The organism is Microcoleus sp. B7-D4 (assembly GCF_036705125.1).
GTDB lineage: Bacteria > Cyanobacteriota > Cyanobacteriia > Cyanobacteriales > Microcoleaceae > Microcoleus.
Genome location: NZ_JAUBTT010000120.1, coordinates 1 through 17779 on the forward strand (window position 1 = coordinate 1; position 17779 = coordinate 17779).

Here is a 17779-nt window from a genome sequence, read left to right on the forward strand (position 1 = left end):
AAACAAAATGGTACACCGCATATTTGTCTATAAGTGTATCATTTTGTCTATTTATTCGCTACCTAGGGACTAGCTCCGCGCCGGAAACGGCGAAAGCCTTTGTCCCTACAGATATCGCTCAAAAGAGAAGCTTTTGTTTGTTCCCCGATTGATTTTCTAGGCACAATTGGGTTATAGCCGCCGCCGGTATTGGTTTGCTAAAGAAGTAACCCTGACCCATATCGCACTTATGCGATCGCAAAAAAGCCAACTGTTCTGCTGTTTCCACTCCCTCAGCAATCACCTGTAAATTCAGGCCCTGTCCCAAGGCGATCGCCAGTTTCACAATAGTAGCACCGCTGCTGCCCGTCACCAAATCTGCCACGAAAGATTTGTCTATTTTTAAATTATTGAGCGGAAAGTTTTTCAGAGACCACAGCGAAGAATAACCCGTGCCAAAATCGTCCAGAGAAATGTGAATTCCCATGTCCTGCAACTGCTGCAATACCGACACCGTAAAGCTCACATCTGTCATGGCAATGCTCTCGGTAATTTCTATTTCTAAATATTCGGGATTTAACTTGGTTTCTGATAAAATTTCAGCGATGATTTGTACCGTATGAGGTTGCAGAAACTGGCGGGCTGATAAATTCACCGCTATCCGCATCGGCGGCAATCCCAGTAACTGCCACGCTCGATTTTGCAAGCAAGCAGTCCGCATCACCCATTCGTCAATTTGGCAGATTAATCCTGTTTCCTCAGCTAAGGGAATAAATCGATCGGGAGGAATCAAACCGCGTTCGGGATGCTCCCAGCGAATCAGAGCTTCCATGCCCACTATTTTGCCAGTATTTAAATTTATTTGCGGTTGATAGTACAGGACAAACTCAGATTTGTTTAGAGCTTTGTAAAGATGATTTTCTAAGTTAAGATCCTCGGAGACTTTACTGCCGATCGCCTGCGTGTAAAACTGATAATTATTGCGACCTTTCTGTTTAGCTTTGTACATCGCAGCATCAGCATTTTTTAGCAAAGTTTCTGCATCTTCTCCGTCGTAAGGAGCCAAAGCAATTCCCAAGCTCGCCTTAATATAAAGTTCCAAACCATCAAAATCAAAAGGACTGCTTAAACTCTGGATAATTAACTGGCAAATCTTAGTTGCTTCCTCCGGGGTGTTGATATTGTACAGCAGCACAGTAAATTCATCGCCGCCCCAACGAGCCATCGAATCCCCGACGCGCAAACAGTTAGTCAAACGCCGAGATACACTTTGCAGCAACAAATCGCCCACTGGGTGACCGAGAGTATCGTTAACATTTTTAAATCTATCTAAATCTAGAAAGATTACCGCCAGCATTTCTCCATTTTGGTGAGCGCTAGCTAAAGCTAAAGACAGCCTTTCATTAAACAGTAATCTATTAGGTAAACCAGTTAAGGGGTCGTGAGAAGCTTGATGTCGGATCATGGCCTCGACGCGCCTCTGCATTACAGCCATGTACAGGTGAGTTCCTAAAGATTGTGCTAGCTTCTGTTCCTCGCTAGTCCACTTTTGAGCTTCGCCTGTTTTGATTTCTTTCCAAGCTGCAAAGGACTGTCGGGGACGATCGCTCCGGGCGTCCGAACTGCAACGGCCCGCCCACAAAATTTCGGTTTGTATAGGGCTGCGAAAAACGGTGAGACAGCCGATGCACTGTTGGCGGTATTGCAGCGGTACTGCCAAAAATGATCGAATGGAAGCTGCGACTAAATTGGCAGATACAGATTTGAGTTGAGGTTCTTTAGAAATATCGGAAATTGCGTACAAGTGCGGTACGAGAAAACTGGAAATATTGCTGTCAATTGAACTGTAATGCTGGGAATATAGATTTTCAAAAATACCTAATTGGCTTTTCTGATTAGCAGTTTGTGCTGGCTCGTCTTGGTTTGCCCTCCACATAATCTGCTGCCAAAACGGGCTGAGTTCAAGGTCAATGTCTGCGGGCTGCTGGCCACAGGTATAAAGCAAAGCGGGCCGATCGCCAAACTCGGCTGCAAGGTAGAGTCGCCCTCCTGAACCACGCAAATGCTTGACAGTTTGTTCGAGAACTGCTTTCCGAATTTCGTTTAGTTCCAAAGGAGAATGCAGCAAACTGGTAATTTGGTTGATAACGGCTTCGTCACGCGCTTGCTGTCTAGCTTGACTCAGCAGAAAAGATTGGGCGATCGCAATTGAAAGTTGATCCACAAGCAACTGCACCATTTTCAATTCTCGATCGCTAAACCGTTTCGGTTGGCTGTGATGAGACACCAACAGTCCCCAAAGGTGATTTTGATGCAAAATCGGCACCGTCAGAGAAGAACGTGCCCCCATAGCCTTCAGATATTCAGCGTGACAGGGGTCTACAGGACGATAGCTAATATCTTCAACTGCTAAAGTTTTGCCGCTTTCGGGACAATCTAACCGATTAATTGTTTGATGCTTCAATTCCACATCTACAATCACTCGCTGCCGCGCTTTGAGAAACATTTCCCGAGCACTCTGGGGAATGTCGCCTGGTGGAAAGCGCAAACCCAGCATCGAGGGCAACTTGTCGCCGTTGATGGACTCAGCAATGACCTCCCCGCTACCGTCGGCCTCAAAGCGATAAACTTTTACTCGATCGCTTTCTAAAAAGCTGCGGATTTCTCGCGCAGTGGTGGTCAAAATCTCTTGGAGTTCTAAAGAGTTACGGATGCGATTGGTAATTCGATTGAGTAAAATCTCTTGTTCTAAAGTCGATCGTGACATTTGTGTAACTTTGGTGCGGGTCATCGCTTTTGAGCTCCCGGGCTGTTGACAGCATTTTTGCGAGCCACAGTCTTAACTTGCCCTGTATTATACATTACAATACTTTCGTTCCGTCTAGGGGCTTGACCCAACCCAAGAGCGCGAAACTCTGTTTCTGGGGATATTTCCACTTTTTAGACAAATTTCAGTGATAAACCGGGTTTTTCACAGCACTTATATCAATTCCGGTAATACCGGAATGATGGTTGACTGTTGACTGTTGACTGTTGACTGTTGACTGTTGACTGTTGTCAGTTGACTGTTGACTCGATTTTATGATTCCGATGCAACGGGAAACGATATGACAAGGCAAGGCAAGAGCGATGTGACAATTAGTGAGGACTCAAGTTCGATCGAGTTCGATCGGGACTCAAGCCCTCACTACAAAGCAATTGCACAGCTACAAGACAAAAGCTATAGAGAAACCGGGTTGACCAACCAGTTTTCTGCCCTCTGGAGGGAGAATACTGGTTAGTCAACCCGGCTGGTAAGTATTTATACCTGAAAAATGGCGTTAAGCCGACGCCCAAATTTCCCGAATTCTGTCCGGCAAAAAGCCAGCTATTTCCTGAATTCGCTCCTCGGACAGCTCATCCTTCGTTGCCGAAAATACAGCGGCGATCGCAGTTTCCGGTTTTACTCCTGAAGGAAGTGCGCCTTCTAGTTCCACCCTGCGTGCAAACAAATTGCCATCGATCCCCGCAGGTGCAGGCGGGCCGGTCAAAGGTTGACGTATGCGGCTGAGCAATCCCACCAGCGGATTGGTATCTTTCCAGAGGTCTGCTATTTCTTGTTGCAGGGTTTTGTCATCCGTAGGCAAAACTTCTTTGTGCAATTCAGATTCCACGTGCTCGATGGCGTCTTTTGTCATCACATCGCGCATGACCCGGTACACTACTTCGGTAATGTCGCGGGCATCAAAAATATCCTCCAAGTGACCGTTTACCATCACTTTTTCCAAAAACGGCATATCCTTTGAAGCGATAGGAACTGCCGATCCTTCGTGGTGGAGCGAGGTCGGAGGATTCGTCTCCATTTTGTGTAACAGTTTGCGACCTTTGTCTGTTAACTCAGCTTCTTGAAATGCCACTAAAGGCGGCACTAACTCAGCTCCTCCATAAGGCTCGCCACTAAACTGAGCTTTGATAAATTCCCTTTGGTTGAGGTAGTCCAAATGACCGAGCAATTCCGCTTCCGCCACCGGGTGACCGACATATTCTTCGGCTGCGTTCCTAATTTCCGACTCTCCCCTGCCGTTTCCGCTACCAATTTTTTTGAGCAAAATGTAAGTCAGGTCGTCTCTGATTGGAATTGTCATTAAAACCTCCTAGGTTAATATCCGGTAAAGCTTAAGTAAAAACAGAATCTTTTTACTTGCTTAAATTGTGATGATTACTACTTAAAAACATTGAAGTATAAACTAGACTAATCAAGTATCTCTCAGCAGGTGGAAGTTATTAAAATTAAGTATCGGTTAGAATCTTCCTTTAGGTAGATCCTTGTATGGAAACCCATGTTTAATGTGGTTAATATCCTAAAAAGCTGTCGCTACTATTCAATGCTATTAAGCGAGGATGCTTTCTTGGTAAGAGTTTTCGTATTTATTGCGTATTTTTACCAAGGCTGACGCACCAAGAGGGCCTCACCTGGTAATTGGTGCTGGGAGAGGTAGAATTAAGCAGATGCTATGGAATCAATCAACTGCGGTCGTTTTGCACGCAGCTTGTAGGGATATTGTATCGGGTGAGACCAAAAACTGGTCATGGGAGAGCTACAAATACGAGCCAATCTGTTTCAAGTGCCGCAGCGCCACTTGAAGAATGCCTCGGAGACAAATTTTTTGATGGTTGCGATCGGCATTTATGAACTACCTTCATTGGGACAATAAATTGGAATCCTCGTCTTTTATTAGCGGTCAACCCCCGGTTGATAAGCGTCCTTTAGTGTTGGCTGTAGACGACAATCCAGACAACTTAGAGCTGCTGACACAAATACTCGATTTATTCGGCTGCGAGTGTGTGGGAGCAGTTGACGGGTACGCAGCTCTTTCAGCAGCAGTGGATAGACAGCCCGATCTAATCGTACTCGACATTTGCCTGCCGGATATAGACGGTATGGAAGTAGTAAAGCGCGCCCAACAAAACCCCGAGATCAGACATATTCCGATTGTTGCTGTCACAGCACTAGCAAAACCAGAAGACCGCGCTCGAATTCTCCAAGCTGGCTGCGTGGAATACCTTTCCAAACCTTTTAACATCAAAGATTTAGAAACAGTTATCCGCCAGCACATCAACTCTCCACTGGCTTTGGTGGAGTTTTAGATTTATAATTAGAATCACGAACTTGAGGTGCAGAGTCCAAAATTGCGATCGTCCCAGTGCGGCCAGTCTCCAAGGTCGCATCGCGGAGCAAATCAGTGACTCCCACGCCCAAAACGTTTTGGATTAATTCTTTCAGTGGCAATTCCAGAACAGATTCTAATTGTGTTCGCACCTGCAAAGCCAAATCTTCCTGACCGTTCTGAGCCAGCAGTTTTTCGGGTTGAGTAAGCCCATTTTCGACAACAATTATCAATTTGTTATCCAAAAGATTGCAGAGCGCCTGACTCGTTGGGTGTCCGAGTTGAGATCGGTACAAAGCTTGAATTCCCTGCGAAAGAGTCCGTTCTAATTTCCCCCGAGTAGGTTCTAAGGTTTCCCCTGTCATATTTTTTATTAAAACCATGATAGATAAAAAAGACTGTGAGCAGTTAACAGTTAGCAGTTAAGTTAACTGTTAATTGCTAACTGCTAACTGTTAGAAATAACCGTCGCGTTAGCCGACAGTAACTTCATTAGTTTGCACCCCAGTTGCACCCTTAACACCTTTAGCAATTGTCACCAACTTGTTGACAATTTCCTGACTGGGAACTGTACCTTTGAGAACCACAGTAGTGCCAAGTTGAGCCACATAAACAGTCTCAATATCCGCAACATCTGGATTTGCATCGAAAGCCTGAGCCACCCGTTTAGCTAAACCGCTTTGATCGTATTCTCCATTCAATCCCATGCGTTCCGGCGGGATTGTCTGAGCGCTCGCAGCAGGTTGAGCTTGAGCTTGAGATTGAGCTACAGGTGCTTGGTAAGCAGGAGCGTCAACAGTTTCTTGATTGTCTTTTTTTTCTAAACCAAATAATCTTTTTAGCCAGCCCATAGAGTTTGTCCTCCGACAAAGTTTGTGTTAATTGACGTGTTAATTGACGTGTTAATTCACGGTTGGCAAATCGCCCTGTAATTGTTATTCTCAATACCAGGAATTACGATCGCACTCTTGGATGCAGAAACCGAGTTTTTTTACAAAAAAGTATCGTTACAGCCATCCACCCCGGTAGCAAAACCCGGTTTGTTGAGTTTGGTGCGCCCATCCTAAATACAATTTACTGTTGTACAACTTCCCCGATCATCTGCCTGGAGACATAATTCTCCCGCTCTCAAACAAATACTTGCGCTCACCATTCCGGCAAATCAAACTTAAACCCTTCTTCCCCAACTTCTACGATTTTGTTGTACATCCACTCGTGCCAAGTTCCCGCAGCCGGAAACTTAGGAATGCAGTAACTAGATAGATAAGTATCCGAAAAATTAGCGACAACTACTGCTCGCGTTCCCTCATCGCTCCAGCGGTAATAAGCCAGCACTTTGGCTTCGGGATTTTCGGGGATAAATTCAATATTGTCGGTATAAAGTGCCGGCAAATGTTGCCGCAGCCGAATCACGTGTTTGTAGTATTCCAATAACTCATGATTGGGCTGATTTTTCAACAAAGACCATTGCACTTTATTCGGCTGGTTGGGAGTTTACCGAGTGGATTGTCCAAACTCTTCGCCCATCCACAGCATCGGTATTCCTACTGCTGTGACTAACAAAACCGGGCGTTGCTAATTTATGGTATGAAAGGCTAAATATGCAAGTCATAGAAACCAGTATCTACAAAGCTTCGGGATTTTCAACTTATTTTTTTTCATACCTTGATTAAGCAAAGCCCTGAATTTTAGTGCGGAAATAACCTTTATCATCTTTTTCTAAGGGAATTTCTGCCCAGTTGGAAAAGGAGCCTCGCAGTGTAGCTGCTTTGTTGTTCGGGGCGAAGAGTTTGAATTCAATTGCAGCGGCCATGAATAGCTTGTTTGCAGAACTTATAAGTGTGATTAGTATTAATTTTTACGATTTTGCAAATCGGTCGCCATCGTTCTTAAGAGTTAAACCTGTAACGCTTATGTTGTAAGGTACTTGGGGGCGCAGCCGCAGGATTTAGTCGTGCGAACCCTAGCGATTGAGTAAGGTGCGCCCCTAGGCACCCGGAAACCTGATTTTAATCAAAAATGTAGTTAAAGTAACTAAAAATTATTAAGCGCTGTTTATGAAAAATAGTCGGGACTGTTTTTAGTTAGTAGTCTGAAACCCTAGATTTTCCGTTGGTAGCGAACTTGCCGTGGAGCCTTGAAACCCTTATTATACGGTGGGTATCAAAAACTGTCCGAAGTATTGTATGAAAATTAATTTAACTTTTGATAACTAGATAAATCGTGGTGAACATTTAACATTTGTAACTAAAGAAACATTTTTTAGCCTACAGGAATAATACCGTAGAAAGATGCCATTTTATGCGGAAACAGCGAGGATGAGCTTGTAATTGTAAGGCAAGGGAAACCCGAAAAATGAATCCTTTATTCAACGGGGTTTTCCTGCGACTTTAAGCCAAGTTTGAGCCGAGAAGAGCAATGATTATTTTTGCTTATGTCTTGGTATCACTTGTTTTATAGTTTTTGACTGGTAAACTTTGTAGAACCTTTCATCAGCTTTAACGACTGCTGCTACCTCAGTAATTGGTAATTGGTGAAAATCTCATTCGTCCCTGTTACCCGTTAGATATTCCGAGCAGTGGCTTAAGGCTCTAAAAGTTTAATGTGGGATGTTGGCGAATTACCGTTACTGTAAAACTCTGGAGTGTTAAAAATGCTAAAACAAATGTGTTGGTTGCCCAGATTGGGACGCAATGGAGAAAAGATATTGCACTTACGCACCGATGCCCGTCAGGGGTGGCGGCCTTATACAGCTTTTCCGCAGTTCGCTGTATCCGACTACCGGGAACCGGGCGGTTCTAAGGGATGGGCAACATATCAGAAGCTGAGAACTCAAGGGTGGAATTTAATATCGACCGCAGAAGGGCAGCAGTCGATTTTTGGCGAACAGAAAAGTGCTTAAAAAACCCGAAACCGCAGCAATAAAAGAAGAGGTAAAATCCTCTTCTTTTTATTACTTTTGGAGAGAGCAACTGGGTTTTTAACCATCCTACTTGGTAGAATGGGTAAGGTGTGCAGTGCTGACCTTATACCAATTTAATGTGAAGTTGTACATATCTCGATCCCCCTAAATCCCCCTTAACAAGGGGAGTAGGGGTTGACTTTGAGAAGAATCTTGTCCCCCCCTTTGTAGGGGCGGTGCGACCCCTACTCCCCGTGCCCGCCCTCTTGGCTAGGGGGGGATCGGATTCTATGCAACCTCATAAAAAATTGGTATTACATAATTTTGAGATGTTTGCCAGTTGCAAGTAAATTAGGCGATCGCCCTTTCTTTCTCTGCTGTAATTGCTACGTTATGGAGCACCGGCTGGTGAGTTTTCAAGTTAAACCGGTATCCGTGGGGGAGGATGTGCAACTTGGCCCCGCAAATCGCCAAAGCCTCATCCTTCAACAGTCCCTCCAGATTGTCGTGGAGTTGTTCCGACGAGTCGATGACAGTTACAGCGCTTTCGCCAATGACTTCCAACTCGTCACCGTGGACTAAAATAGCTGTATTTTCGTCAATACCAAATCCCAACACGGCCGGTTGCAGCAAGAGTGCCGAAACTAAGCGTCCCAGACGACCTCGCTGGGCGAAATGCTGGTCGATGACAACTCCTGGAAGGAAACCCATCCCCGGCCCCATTGCTACCACATCAACGCGGGGATTTGTCTCCGAGTCTCCTTCAATAATCATCACGTCTGGCATCATCGCCGCGCCGGCACTGGTGCCGCCAATGATAATCCCTTCAGAGAAGCGTTTGTGCATAGCTGCGTCGAGTTTGGTGTCTTTCAAGCAGCTAATAATCCGCGCTTGATCTCCGCCGGTAAAGAATATGCCAGTCGCTTGTTCGATCGCTTCTAAATAATCTGGATTGTTGGCATCTTCCGGTTTCTGGGTGTCAACAACTCGCACATCTTCAGCGCCGAGTCGCTCAAACACTCGGATGTAATTATCTCCTACTTCTCCCGGCAGGCTTGTCGCAGCCGTCATCACTACAATGCGGGCTTTAGTGCCTCCGGCGCAGCGCAAGAATTCCCGCAGAATTTTGCAGTCCCCCTCTTTGTCTTCGGCACCACCAATAATTAGCAACTTCCCCTGAATTTCGCTGCTCGCCATATTATCTCCACTGTTAATTTATTAATAATTTCACTAAAACACAAACTTCTTTTTTCCGAAAACCGCCAAAAGGTATATATAGATACCAAAAACCTCTCAGACTTCTACCCCTCCAGGGCGCACACAGCAAGGGTGATATGGGAGTTTACTCATCCTCGATGATCGACAGACACAAAAAACTTACCCCCCCTAACAGGAGATAGGGGGGGTCAACAAATGAGCTTAAATTACAGGGCCCACGCGCGCGCGGTGATCAATCCGGTTTCTGATCCGATTCTTCGCTAATCCTCCTCTGATTGCTCGTAGAAATCCGGTTGATGAGCGTAAGTCCTCAATTAGTCCGATCGCCCGTTAGTGCGATCGCTCGATCAAATTGCTCAATATGGTACTCGCCCGTTCTAAAGGTAGGTGTCTGGGTTTGCCGTTCCAGACAATCTGATATTCGTTGCTGTTTTGACCATCACCGTAGCCAGAAATTAGCTTCCGGTGAAATGCTTCCTCAGCTAGGTGGTGAACTTTTTCCCTGAGAGCAGTTTGTGCGATCTTCATAATTTGCTGCCTCTTAAATTTTCTTTCACTGTCATAAACAATTATAAGTACAGAGTGTACCTCTCAAAAGTTATAGCTTTTTTTTGCGAGGGGGGAAAGAAGTAGTCATTAGTCATAAGTGCTTAGTCATCAATGCTTAGTTATCAATGCTTAGTTATCTATGCTTCGTCATCTATGCTGAGTCAGATGTGGAAGGAAGAAGGAATATTTTCCCACTCTCACCCTCTCCCCATCTCCCCATCTCCCCATCTCTCCCACTCCCCCTCTCGGCAAATACTGAGGGCAGAATTGCTGGGAGTATTTGTCTCACTGCTGGAATATCTATGCCCGCAGGTAGTATCCCATGCACCGACTATAAAGTTACCGTAAAAAATTAGGTCAAAGGAGGTTAGAAAATGCTGCAAGAAAAAACCACTGAAACAGCCCGCGTCAATGCTCGAAAAACCGATATTTTTGATGTTTTCAACTTCAAACACTATATCGGGCCCAACCCTTATTTAGACACCGCGGCTTTAGTTTTTGATTTCGCGGTGACGGGGGCGAGCGAACCTTTGCCGATCGCACATTACCAGGAAATTATTAGCGAGCGCTACCCGCAACTGCTGCACGAAACTTTCTCGAACCATGCCCAACTGTTCGGCCGTACCGCCTCAGAAGTAGGAAAACTCGACATGGGTTTGCACTTCCAACACTGGAACATCAAGCCGTTTTCTCAGTTTAACAGAATCAGCATAGAAGCACTTCACGCCCGCACTGCCAGAGCAGTAGTGTACGCAGTTTGGGATTGGTTTGAAGCCATTAATCAAAATCAAGACTTTCCCTTGGAAGCACAAATGGGCGCGCTGCAAAATATGTTCCGGCAGTCAGTTTACGGAGGCCCGACAGTTTATTCGTTAATGCGATCGGCATCCCAAAAAGGCATTCCCGCATTTTATTTGTGGGATGAAGGACTAATGCAATATGGGTACGGCAAAAAACTGGTTCGTGGCTCTGCAACTACCTTTGATTCTGACAGCCACTTAGACTCAGATTTTACCACGCGCAAAGACGATTGTAAAGCTTTTCTCGCTACATTAGGATTTCCTGTTCCCAAAGGCGATATCGTCTCCACAGAAAACGGAGCTCTGGCAGTTGCTAGAGAAATTGGCTACCCAGTTGCTATCAAACCAGTAGTCGGTCATAAAGGAATTGGCGTAACAGCAGATGTCCGGGATGCCGAGGAATTGCAGGCAGCTTTTAAAAGAGCAGTTAAGGCCATTCCCGAAACAGACCCGGTGCGAGTAATTGTGGAAAACAGCATCAAAGGATCGGATTTTAGGCTGCTGTGCGTGGACGGCAAATTTGTTTCTGCAACTGAACGCCGACCCGCTTGCGTAACAGGTGATGGCGACTCAACAATTCGCGAATTGATCCGCCGTGAAAACCGCAAACCAGAACGTTTGGATACGCCAACTTCGGCGATGAGCAAAATTCAGTCCGACGAAGCGATGGAAATGTATCTGGAAGAACAAGGGCTGTCATTGGATAGTGTGCCAACTCGCGATCGCACTGTGTATCTACGCAAAGTCGCTAATCTTTCCGCAGGCGGCATCAGCATCGACGCTACCCGCACTATTCACCCGGATAACATTGTTTTGGCTCAAGATATCGCCCTACATTTTCGGTTAACTTGTTTGGGGATTGATGTCATAACAGAAACTCTCGCCAAATCTTGGAAAACCGGCAATTTTGGGATTATCGAGATCAATGCCGCGCCGGGAATTTTTATGCACCTCAACCCCGCTGTCGGCGAAGGAGTTGATGTGCCTTCCCATATTATCGAAACTTTCTTTGAATCGGGAAAATCAGCCAGAATTCCGATTATTACTTTCAACAGAATTTCGGTACATGACCTACAAGAAACCATCGACCATATTCTGTTGCAGCATCCCGATTGGACAATCGGTGCTGTTTGTCGCGGTGGACTTTTTGTTAACCGTTCAGAAAAAGTTTTGAATAAGAATTACCATCTCAACTTGCAAAGTTTGCTGCGGAATCCCAAGCTCGATTTGTTAATTGCTGAATATCCAGAAGAGATTTTGGAAGCTGAGGGAATGTTTTATCGGGGCAGCAATATGGTGGTGCTGGACAATCCGGGAGAAACTGAGATGATGTTGGTCAGAGAAAGCACTGATGACGATACTGTTGTGGTGAGGGAAGGAAATAGTATTTCTCTTCGCCGGCAGGGATTGATCGAACAGTATACTCTGGGGGATGATGAACCGTTTACACGGGTTTATTTGAAGGAAATAGGGACTGTTTTGTAAGCGGTTCCACCTTTAAGTTGGCTTTGTGGGGCGGGTATTGAGTACCCGCCCCACCAGATCAAGGCTTTTTCTCGTTCCCAGGTTCTTCCGGGGCAGGAAGTTGGGAACGCCGAGATTGGAACAGAGTTCGTTACACTTAGTTACAATTGGTTTTAATTCCTCAGTCGTGGATGCACTATTCCTAAGAAACCCGGTTTCTTCCCAACTTTCTCGTTACCACACCAATATTTTCGTAGAAATTGGGTTTCTCAGGGTAAGTCCTATTGCTGCGATCGTAAGTTTTGAGACAATCTGGTTGGTGCGCTGTCGATCGTGCTATCAAGGAATTTCAAAAGTCCTTAAACGAATTGCACTCCGGTGGCACAAGGTGTGGGAATATGAATGTTGCGAGCAATTGGTTTAATTCGCTGACCGAAAGTTTACAGTCGCACCGTCGTTACATTCCAGCAGCGCTGACTCTTTGCACAGGTACGAGTTTGTCATTGGCAGCCGCAGCCGTTGTGTGGCATTCGGAACACCAACGAATGCAAGCTGAATTTCATCAGCAAGCCGATCGCCTGAATGTGACATTGCAGCAAAGCATCAACAAAAATTTAGAAGTTCTGTACTCACTTGAAGCATTCTACAGGGCATCTACTGAAGTTACCAGAGAAGATTTTAAGCAATTCGCTCAACCTGCACTTGCCCGAAATACTGCTATACATTCTGTTAACTGGATTCGGCGCGTGCCGGCTGCCCAAAAAGCAGCTTACGAAAAGACAATTCGAGCCGAAGGTTTTCCGACATTTCAAATTTACGAACGAACTCCTGACAAAAAGCAGGTCAAAGCAAAAGTGCGATCGGAATACTTTCCCATTATTTACAGAGAAGCACTAGAAGAAGATAACAAAGTGATCGGTTTTGATGTTGCCTCCAGCCCCGATCGCAAAACAGCTTTAGAGAAATCGGTGAATACCGGGAAAATAGCCGCTTCCGCGCGAATTAGATTAGTCAGCAACAATCAACCGGGATTGCAAGTATTTCTACCAGTACCCCGCCGCACAACTTCTGCAGATAACTCGGTCAACGGCCGCCCAAACCTAATGGGAGTTATTGCGGGTCTGTTTCAGATCACCAGTATGGTCGATTCCTCTTTAGAATCGCTAAATTTAGACAAGATTAATTTTTACCTCTATGACGACTCTGCTATAGAGAAAGAACGCTTTCTGGTGCGCTACGACTCACAAGCTAAGCAGTTGATAGATAACCCAAAACACGAAAAGCCAGAGTTAACTAATATCCGGGGAAAAATCTGTAAAAATCCTAGTGCTTGCACTCGCTTATTTAACGTAGCAGACCGCCAGTGGAGGCTGCTAGTTTTGCCTGGAAAGGGGTACAACAGTATGAGGACGTATCAGGGTTCGCTGGCAATTTGTGCGATCGGGCTATTGATGACTGGCAGCTTGACGATTTACCTGTTGATGTCTCTAGAACGTACTGCAAAAGTAGAACAGCAAGTGTACGATCGTACAATTCAACTAAAACAGCGCACCGCTGAACTAGAAACAGCACTAAAAAATTTGCAGGCAGCTCAATTTAAACTCATCCAAACTGAAAAGATGTCCAGCTTGGGGCAGTTGGTGGCTGGAGTTGCCCACGAAATTAACAATCCTGTCAACTTCATCTCTGGCAACCTGATCCATACAGGCGCATATACTAGAGACTTGCTCGAACTTGTGGAAATATACCAGCAGCAATATCCGAACCCAACCCCAGAAGTGCAAGCGAAACTAAAAGATATTGATTTGGAGTTTATCAGTGAAGACTTGCCTAAAATCCTAAAATCTATGAATATGGGAGCTGAACGTATCAGCCAGATCGTGCTTTCTCTGCGGAATTTTTCGCGCTTGGATGAAGCTGAAATGAAGTCGGTTGACATTCACCAAGGCATTGACAGCACCTTGATGATTTTGGATAGTCGGCTGAAACCCAAAGCTGATTTTTCGGGCATTAAACTTATCAAAGAATACGGAAATTTGCCATTAGTGGAGTGCTGGGCGGGACAATTGAATCAGGTATTTATGAATGTTTTAAGCAATGCTATTGATGTTTTATCTGATGAAGAAAATCAAAAAAGGCTAGAAAAAAATGCCTCGAACTCTGCATTTTTACCTACTATTCGGATTCGCACTGAACTCTTAAGTTCTAATTGTGTATGCGTGCGAATCGCTGACAATGGAACGGGCATGACGGAGAATGTAAAAAAACGTTTGTTTGATCCGTTTTTTACTACCAAGCCTGTAGGCAAAGGTACTGGCTTGGGATTGTCTATCTGCTATCAAATAGTGGACAAACATCACGGTTCGCTCAGGTGCGTATCGGCTCCGGGAGAGGGAACTGAATTCTGGATTGAGGTGCCGGTGCGGCAACAGTCTAAGCAATCTGTTTCTAAGGTTTTACCTGCGGTAGGTGTCAATCGATTTTAGATTTTAGATTTTAGATTTTAGAGGCGACCCCACGGATAAATTCGGTGGGCAATTTTCATCGGATATAAGTTTTTTGTTTCTTCATAAATTAATCTGCGGGCTTGTATCCTGGATGCTTTCGGTCAATTGGAATTAGCGGAACAAATCTCGCTTCTAGCGGAGTCTTGCTGGGAGCATCTCAATGAAAGCAGCGCAGCTATAAATTGGAGACAGGAGGCAGAAGATAGGAGGCAGGAGGGGGCAGGGGGCAGAAGGCAGGAGGCAGAAGGCAGGAGGCAGGAGGCAGGAGGCAGGAGGCAGGAGGCAGGAGGAAAGGAGGCAGAAAGAAGGAGCCAGAAGAAGTGTTTTTGCAAATAGGAGATGCTCCCTAATTCCTGTTTAGAAAAGGTGAACTATCCGCACTCTACTTTGGAAAGGCGCGATGTCGCACTCTACTTTCAACAGTTAACAGTCAACAGTTAACAGTCAACAGTCAACAGTCAACAGTCAACTATTATAGTTATTAGCAAGCGCGTGCTAATTCCCAGTGGAATATTACCGAAAACAAATATCTGGGGTTTTACCAGTCGTAACAATTTATAATTGTAGCAAGGCCAAATTACCAATTATTAACTACGATGTCTTTACAATCTATTAGCATACCGCCCACAACGGAGCGCAAACCTGTCGCTTTGATGGTCGCTTTGCATGGATGGGGTGCTAATGCGCGGGATTTGACTTCCTTAGCACCCTTTTTCAATTTGCCGGATTATCAGTTTGTGTTTCCCGATGCCCCCTTTCCCCATCCCCAGGTAATGAGTGGCAAAGCGTGGTATAACCTTCAAAGCAAAGACGCTCAGGGATTGGTAGAAAGCCGGCAATTGCTGAGGGAATTTTTGCTGTCTTTGGAAAGCACCACGGGCGTGCCTTTGTCTCGCACGATTTTAGGTGGCTTTTCTCAAGGCGGAGCGATGACTCTAGATGTGGGATTGACTTTGCCCCTAGCTGGTTTAATTTGTCTTAGTGGTTATTTACACCAGATTTCGCCAGTTGCTGGGAGTGCTTTGCCACCTGTTTTAATCGTACACGGTACTCAAGATACTATTGTTCCCGTTAGTGCTGCTGCGCGATCGCGCGAGAGTTTGACGGCTTGGGGAGCTGCGGTGCAGTATCGAGAATTTAACATGGGACACGAGATTCTGCCGGAAGTTATAGAGGTAATGCGAAGTTTTGTTGTAGAAACTGTGTCGAAATCTGATTAAAGGTTTAGTATATAGTATGGCGGAAGTCTCGGGCAGGGGAAAAAAATGAAAACTTTAACCAAAGCATCGCGCGATATTGCTGTACTTACTTCTCAGGACGTGGCAGAATTGGCTGTCCGTTTGGAAGTTGACGATTATACAGATCCTTTTGAGGGATTGAATGATTGGCATTTGTTGCGATCGCTTGCTTTTCAGCGGCCGGAGCTGGTTGAACCTTATCTCCACCTTCTGGATATGGAAGCCTACGACGAAGCATAGACTGAAAAATCTAGCTCAAAAATTTCGACGGAATTGAGGAAGAAGTTAGCAGCATATTTTGTTGCGGATTAAACAGATGAATGAGGGATGTTAGTCTGTCTTTATCTTAATTTCTTTCTTGATTCTTTTTTATGGCTGAAGGAAGAAGGAAGAAGGAAGAAGGAATTAGGAAGAAGGAAGAAGGAATTAGGAAGAAGGAAGAAGGAAGAAGGAATTAGGAAGAAGGAATTAGGAAGAAGGAATTAGGAAGAAGGAATTAGGAAGAAGGAATTAGGAAGAAGGAAGAAAGAATGAGGAAGAAGGAAGAAGGAAGAAAGAATCAGGAGATGCGATCGGGCAATTCTCCGCAATGGTTTCAGGAATTCATCAAGTTCTCATAACCTCGAAGGTTGCTGTATTACCAAAAATCATGAAAGGCAGACGAGTTTTAATCGGTGTTAGTGGCGGGATTGCGGCTTACAAAGTTTGCGAAGTAGTTTCAACTTTAGCGAAAGCTGGAGCTGAAGTTAAAGCTATTCTTACTGATGCGGCCGGGGAGTTTGTCACGCCTTTGACTTTTGCTACTCTGTGCCGCCATCCTGCTTTTACTGACAAAGATTTTTGGCAAGCAAGTCACGGGCGCCCCCTGCATATTCAACTGGGAGAATGGGCGGAAGTTTTTGTTATTGCTCCCCTGACGGCTAATACTTTGGCTAAGTTGGCGGGGGGTTTTGCTGATAATTTGTTGACTAATACTGTCTTAGCTTCTACGTGCCCAATTTTGCTGGCACCGGCGATGAATACAGATATGTGGGAACAGCCGACGGTGCAGCGGAATTGGCGGGAAGTGTTGACTTATCGGCGCTATCATGCTGCGAATCCGGGGGCGGGTATGCTAGCGTGCGATCGCGCGGGTGTCGGCCGGATGGCAGAACCTTATGAGATTTTGCCTCATATTGAATCGCTTTTGTATGCGAAGGGCGATCGAGATTTAGCGGGTCTTCGGGTGTTGATCAGTGCGGGAGGAACGCGGGAACACCTCGATCCGGTGCGGTTTATCGGCAATCCTTCCAGTGGCAAAATGGGTATAGCTTTGGCGCAAGCTGCAGGGCACCGCGGCGCGACAGTGACGCTGGTACACAGTATAACTGGCGAATTGCCGCTCTCAGGTGTGCGGGCGATCGCAGTTGCGAGTGCAGAAGAAATGCGGCAGGCGATGCTGCAATGCTTCCACGATGCGGATTTGACGGTGATGGCGGCGGCGGTAGCGGATGTGAAGCCGGCCGAGTACAGTAGTGAGAAATTGCCGAAGCGATCGCTCCCGAATTGTTTGCCTTTGGCACCGGTAGCGGATATTGTGGCAGAGTTGGGAAAATTGAAACAGCCGCACCAAAAATTAATCGGGTTTGCAGCACAAACTGGGGATATTGTCAAGCCGGCTTTGGAGAAATTGCGATCGAAGAAACTGGATGTAATTGCGGCAAACCCGATCGATCAAATAGGCGCAGGTTTCGGCAGCAATACCAATCAAGCAATATTAATTAATGCAGCAGGGAAGCAAGTAGAAATAGCACCTTGCAGCAAGCTAGAAATGGCTCATCGGTTGTTTGATTTTGTGAGGGAAGGGTGAGGGCGACCGAATTGCGATGATATTACCAATTGCGGATTTGTCGCTGGGCGGGGCGGGTTTTTGAGATGGTAGGTTTCTAACATAAATGGTTGGTAAAACCCGCCCCTACGATGGCCTGTAGGGGCG

18 protein-coding genes are annotated in these 17779 nt (G+C 45.6%); 10 read left to right on the top strand and 8 right to left on the bottom strand.

Annotation, left to right across the window (positions count from 1 at the left end):
* Positions 1 to 118: 118 nt before the first annotated feature.
* Positions 119 to 2770 carry an EAL domain-containing protein gene (locus QUB12_RS32445; RefSeq protein WP_333145095.1) on the bottom strand — a complete coding sequence of 884 codons (2652 nt, stop codon included), beginning with the start codon at positions 2768 to 2770 and terminating at the stop codon, positions 119 to 121.
* Between the two features lie 316 nt (positions 2771 to 3086).
* Between QUB12_RS32445 and QUB12_RS32450 the strand changes: the two genes are divergently transcribed.
* A complete protein-coding gene (locus QUB12_RS32450) occupies positions 3087 to 3260 on the top strand; it encodes a hypothetical protein (protein WP_333310346.1) in 174 nt (57 codons plus the stop codon).
* Positions 3261 to 3299: 39 nt separating this feature from the next.
* On the opposite strand, the gene QUB12_RS32455 is transcribed toward QUB12_RS32450, so the two are convergent.
* A complete protein-coding gene (locus QUB12_RS32455) occupies positions 3300 to 4103 on the bottom strand; it encodes a DUF2267 domain-containing protein (RefSeq protein WP_333145096.1) in 804 nt (267 codons plus the stop codon).
* A gap of 444 nt (positions 4104 to 4547) precedes the next feature.
* Between QUB12_RS32455 and QUB12_RS32460 the strand changes: the two genes are divergently transcribed.
* Both QUB12_RS32460 and QUB12_RS32465 read left to right on the top strand, forming a co-directional pair.
* Positions 4548 to 4673 (top strand): hypothetical protein, encoded by a 126-nt coding sequence (locus tag QUB12_RS32460; protein ID WP_333104665.1) that lies wholly within the window; start codon positions 4548 to 4550, stop codon positions 4671 to 4673.
* A complete protein-coding gene (locus QUB12_RS32465) occupies positions 4648 to 5106 on the top strand; it encodes a response regulator (protein ID WP_333145097.1) in 459 nt (152 codons plus the stop codon). The genes QUB12_RS32460 and QUB12_RS32465 overlap by 26 nt, the downstream gene beginning before the upstream one ends.
* Here QUB12_RS32465 and QUB12_RS32470 read toward each other — a convergent pair.
* The 4 genes from QUB12_RS32470 to QUB12_RS32485 all read right to left on the bottom strand — a co-directional run bounded on the left by QUB12_RS32470 (position 5075) and on the right by QUB12_RS32485 (position 6939).
* Entirely contained in the window at positions 5075 to 5491 is a 417-nt protein-coding gene (locus QUB12_RS32470) for a DUF2294 domain-containing protein (RefSeq protein WP_333300998.1), read from the bottom strand. The two genes, QUB12_RS32465 and QUB12_RS32470, sit on opposite strands and share 32 nt — an antisense overlap.
* A 108-nt stretch (positions 5492 to 5599) precedes the next feature.
* Positions 5600 to 5977: a BON domain-containing protein gene (locus tag QUB12_RS32475; protein WP_333145099.1), complete on the bottom strand. Its 378-nt coding sequence runs from the start codon at positions 5975 to 5977 to the stop codon at positions 5600 to 5602.
* 295 nt (positions 5978 to 6272) lie between these two features.
* Positions 6273 to 6599, bottom strand: coding sequence for an alpha amylase C-terminal domain-containing protein (locus QUB12_RS32480; RefSeq protein WP_333145100.1), 327 nt, complete (start codon positions 6597 to 6599; stop codon positions 6273 to 6275).
* Between the two features lie 196 nt (positions 6600 to 6795).
* Positions 6796 to 6939 carry a hypothetical protein gene (locus QUB12_RS32485; RefSeq protein ID WP_333145101.1) on the bottom strand — a complete coding sequence of 48 codons (144 nt, stop codon included), beginning with the start codon at positions 6937 to 6939 and terminating at the stop codon, positions 6796 to 6798.
* An 840-nt stretch (positions 6940 to 7779) separates the two neighbouring features.
* On the opposite strand from QUB12_RS32485, the gene QUB12_RS32490 reads away from it, so the two are divergent.
* Complete coding sequence (locus QUB12_RS32490; RefSeq protein ID WP_333145102.1) at positions 7780 to 8028, top strand: hypothetical protein; 249 nt, start codon at positions 7780 to 7782, stop codon at positions 8026 to 8028.
* A gap of 351 nt (positions 8029 to 8379) precedes the next feature.
* Here the strand turns inward: QUB12_RS32490 and QUB12_RS32495 are convergent, their stop codons facing one another.
* Together QUB12_RS32495 and QUB12_RS32500 are read right to left on the bottom strand one after the other, a co-directional pair.
* Positions 8380 to 9225, bottom strand: a complete 846-nt coding sequence (locus QUB12_RS32495) for a cyanophycinase (protein ID WP_333145103.1) — start codon at positions 9223 to 9225, stop codon at positions 8380 to 8382.
* 351 nt (positions 9226 to 9576) lie between these two features.
* A complete protein-coding gene (locus tag QUB12_RS32500; protein ID WP_015175364.1) occupies positions 9577 to 9774 on the bottom strand; it encodes a hypothetical protein in 198 nt (65 codons plus the stop codon).
* A gap of 395 nt (positions 9775 to 10169) precedes the next feature.
* Between QUB12_RS32500 and QUB12_RS32505 the strand changes: the two genes are divergently transcribed.
* The 6 genes from QUB12_RS32505 to coaBC all read left to right on the top strand — a co-directional run bounded on the left by QUB12_RS32505 (position 10170) and on the right by coaBC (position 17653).
* Positions 10170 to 12080, top strand: a complete 1911-nt coding sequence (locus QUB12_RS32505; protein ID WP_333310348.1) for an ATP-binding protein — start codon at positions 10170 to 10172, stop codon at positions 12078 to 12080.
* A gap of 377 nt (positions 12081 to 12457) precedes the next feature.
* The gene (locus QUB12_RS32510) at positions 12458 to 14545 is read left to right on the top strand and encodes a CHASE domain-containing protein (RefSeq protein ID WP_333145105.1); all 2088 of its coding nucleotides are present in this window, start codon (positions 12458 to 12460) and stop codon (positions 14543 to 14545) included.
* 617 nt (positions 14546 to 15162) lie between these two features.
* The gene (locus QUB12_RS32515; RefSeq protein WP_333145106.1) at positions 15163 to 15786 is read left to right on the top strand and encodes an alpha/beta hydrolase; all 624 of its coding nucleotides are present in this window, start codon (positions 15163 to 15165) and stop codon (positions 15784 to 15786) included.
* A gap of 45 nt (positions 15787 to 15831) precedes the next feature.
* The gene (isiD, locus tag QUB12_RS32520; RefSeq protein ID WP_006632739.1) at positions 15832 to 16044 is read left to right on the top strand and encodes a protein IsiD; all 213 of its coding nucleotides are present in this window, start codon (positions 15832 to 15834) and stop codon (positions 16042 to 16044) included.
* 87 nt (positions 16045 to 16131) lie between these two features.
* The gene (locus QUB12_RS32525; RefSeq protein ID WP_333145107.1) at positions 16132 to 16290 is read left to right on the top strand and encodes a hypothetical protein; all 159 of its coding nucleotides are present in this window, start codon (positions 16132 to 16134) and stop codon (positions 16288 to 16290) included.
* Positions 16291 to 16453: 163 nt separating this feature from the next.
* Positions 16454 to 17653 (top strand): bifunctional phosphopantothenoylcysteine decarboxylase/phosphopantothenate--cysteine ligase CoaBC, encoded by a 1200-nt coding sequence (gene coaBC / locus QUB12_RS32530; protein ID WP_333145127.1) that lies wholly within the window; start codon positions 16454 to 16456, stop codon positions 17651 to 17653.
* Positions 17654 to 17779 lie beyond the last annotated feature (126 nt).

Coding starts and splice junctions, on each gene's coding strand:
- QUB12_RS32455 (WP_333145096.1), bottom strand. CDS start 4,103: ATGACAATTCCAATCAGAGACGACCTGACTTACATTTTGCTCAAAAAA.
- coaBC (WP_333145127.1), top strand. CDS start 16,454: ATGAAAGGCAGACGAGTTTTAATCGGTGTTAGTGGCGGGATTGCGGCT.
- QUB12_RS32515 (WP_333145106.1), top strand. CDS start 15,163: ATGTCTTTACAATCTATTAGCATACCGCCCACAACGGAGCGCAAACCT.
- QUB12_RS32525 (WP_333145107.1), top strand. CDS start 16,132: ATGTTAGTCTGTCTTTATCTTAATTTCTTTCTTGATTCTTTTTTATGG.
- QUB12_RS32450 (WP_333310346.1), top strand. CDS start 3,087: ATGACAAGGCAAGGCAAGAGCGATGTGACAATTAGTGAGGACTCAAGT.
- QUB12_RS32460 (WP_333104665.1), top strand. CDS start 4,548: ATGGGAGAGCTACAAATACGAGCCAATCTGTTTCAAGTGCCGCAGCGC.
- QUB12_RS32500 (WP_015175364.1), bottom strand. CDS start 9,774: ATGAAGATCGCACAAACTGCTCTCAGGGAAAAAGTTCACCACCTAGCT.
- QUB12_RS32485 (WP_333145101.1), bottom strand. CDS start 6,939: ATGGCCGCTGCAATTGAATTCAAACTCTTCGCCCCGAACAACAAAGCA.
- QUB12_RS32465 (WP_333145097.1), top strand. CDS start 4,648: ATGAACTACCTTCATTGGGACAATAAATTGGAATCCTCGTCTTTTATT.
- QUB12_RS32490 (WP_333145102.1), top strand. CDS start 7,780: ATGCTAAAACAAATGTGTTGGTTGCCCAGATTGGGACGCAATGGAGAA.
- QUB12_RS32445 (WP_333145095.1), bottom strand. CDS start 2,770: ATGACCCGCACCAAAGTTACACAAATGTCACGATCGACTTTAGAACAA.
- QUB12_RS32495 (WP_333145103.1), bottom strand. CDS start 9,225: ATGGCGAGCAGCGAAATTCAGGGGAAGTTGCTAATTATTGGTGGTGCC.
- QUB12_RS32475 (WP_333145099.1), bottom strand. CDS start 5,977: ATGGGCTGGCTAAAAAGATTATTTGGTTTAGAAAAAAAAGACAATCAA.
- QUB12_RS32510 (WP_333145105.1), top strand. CDS start 12,458: ATGAATGTTGCGAGCAATTGGTTTAATTCGCTGACCGAAAGTTTACAG.
- QUB12_RS32505 (WP_333310348.1), top strand. CDS start 10,170: ATGCTGCAAGAAAAAACCACTGAAACAGCCCGCGTCAATGCTCGAAAA.
- isiD (WP_006632739.1), top strand. CDS start 15,832: ATGAAAACTTTAACCAAAGCATCGCGCGATATTGCTGTACTTACTTCT.
- QUB12_RS32470 (WP_333300998.1), bottom strand. CDS start 5,491: ATGACAGGGGAAACCTTAGAACCTACTCGGGGGAAATTAGAACGGACT.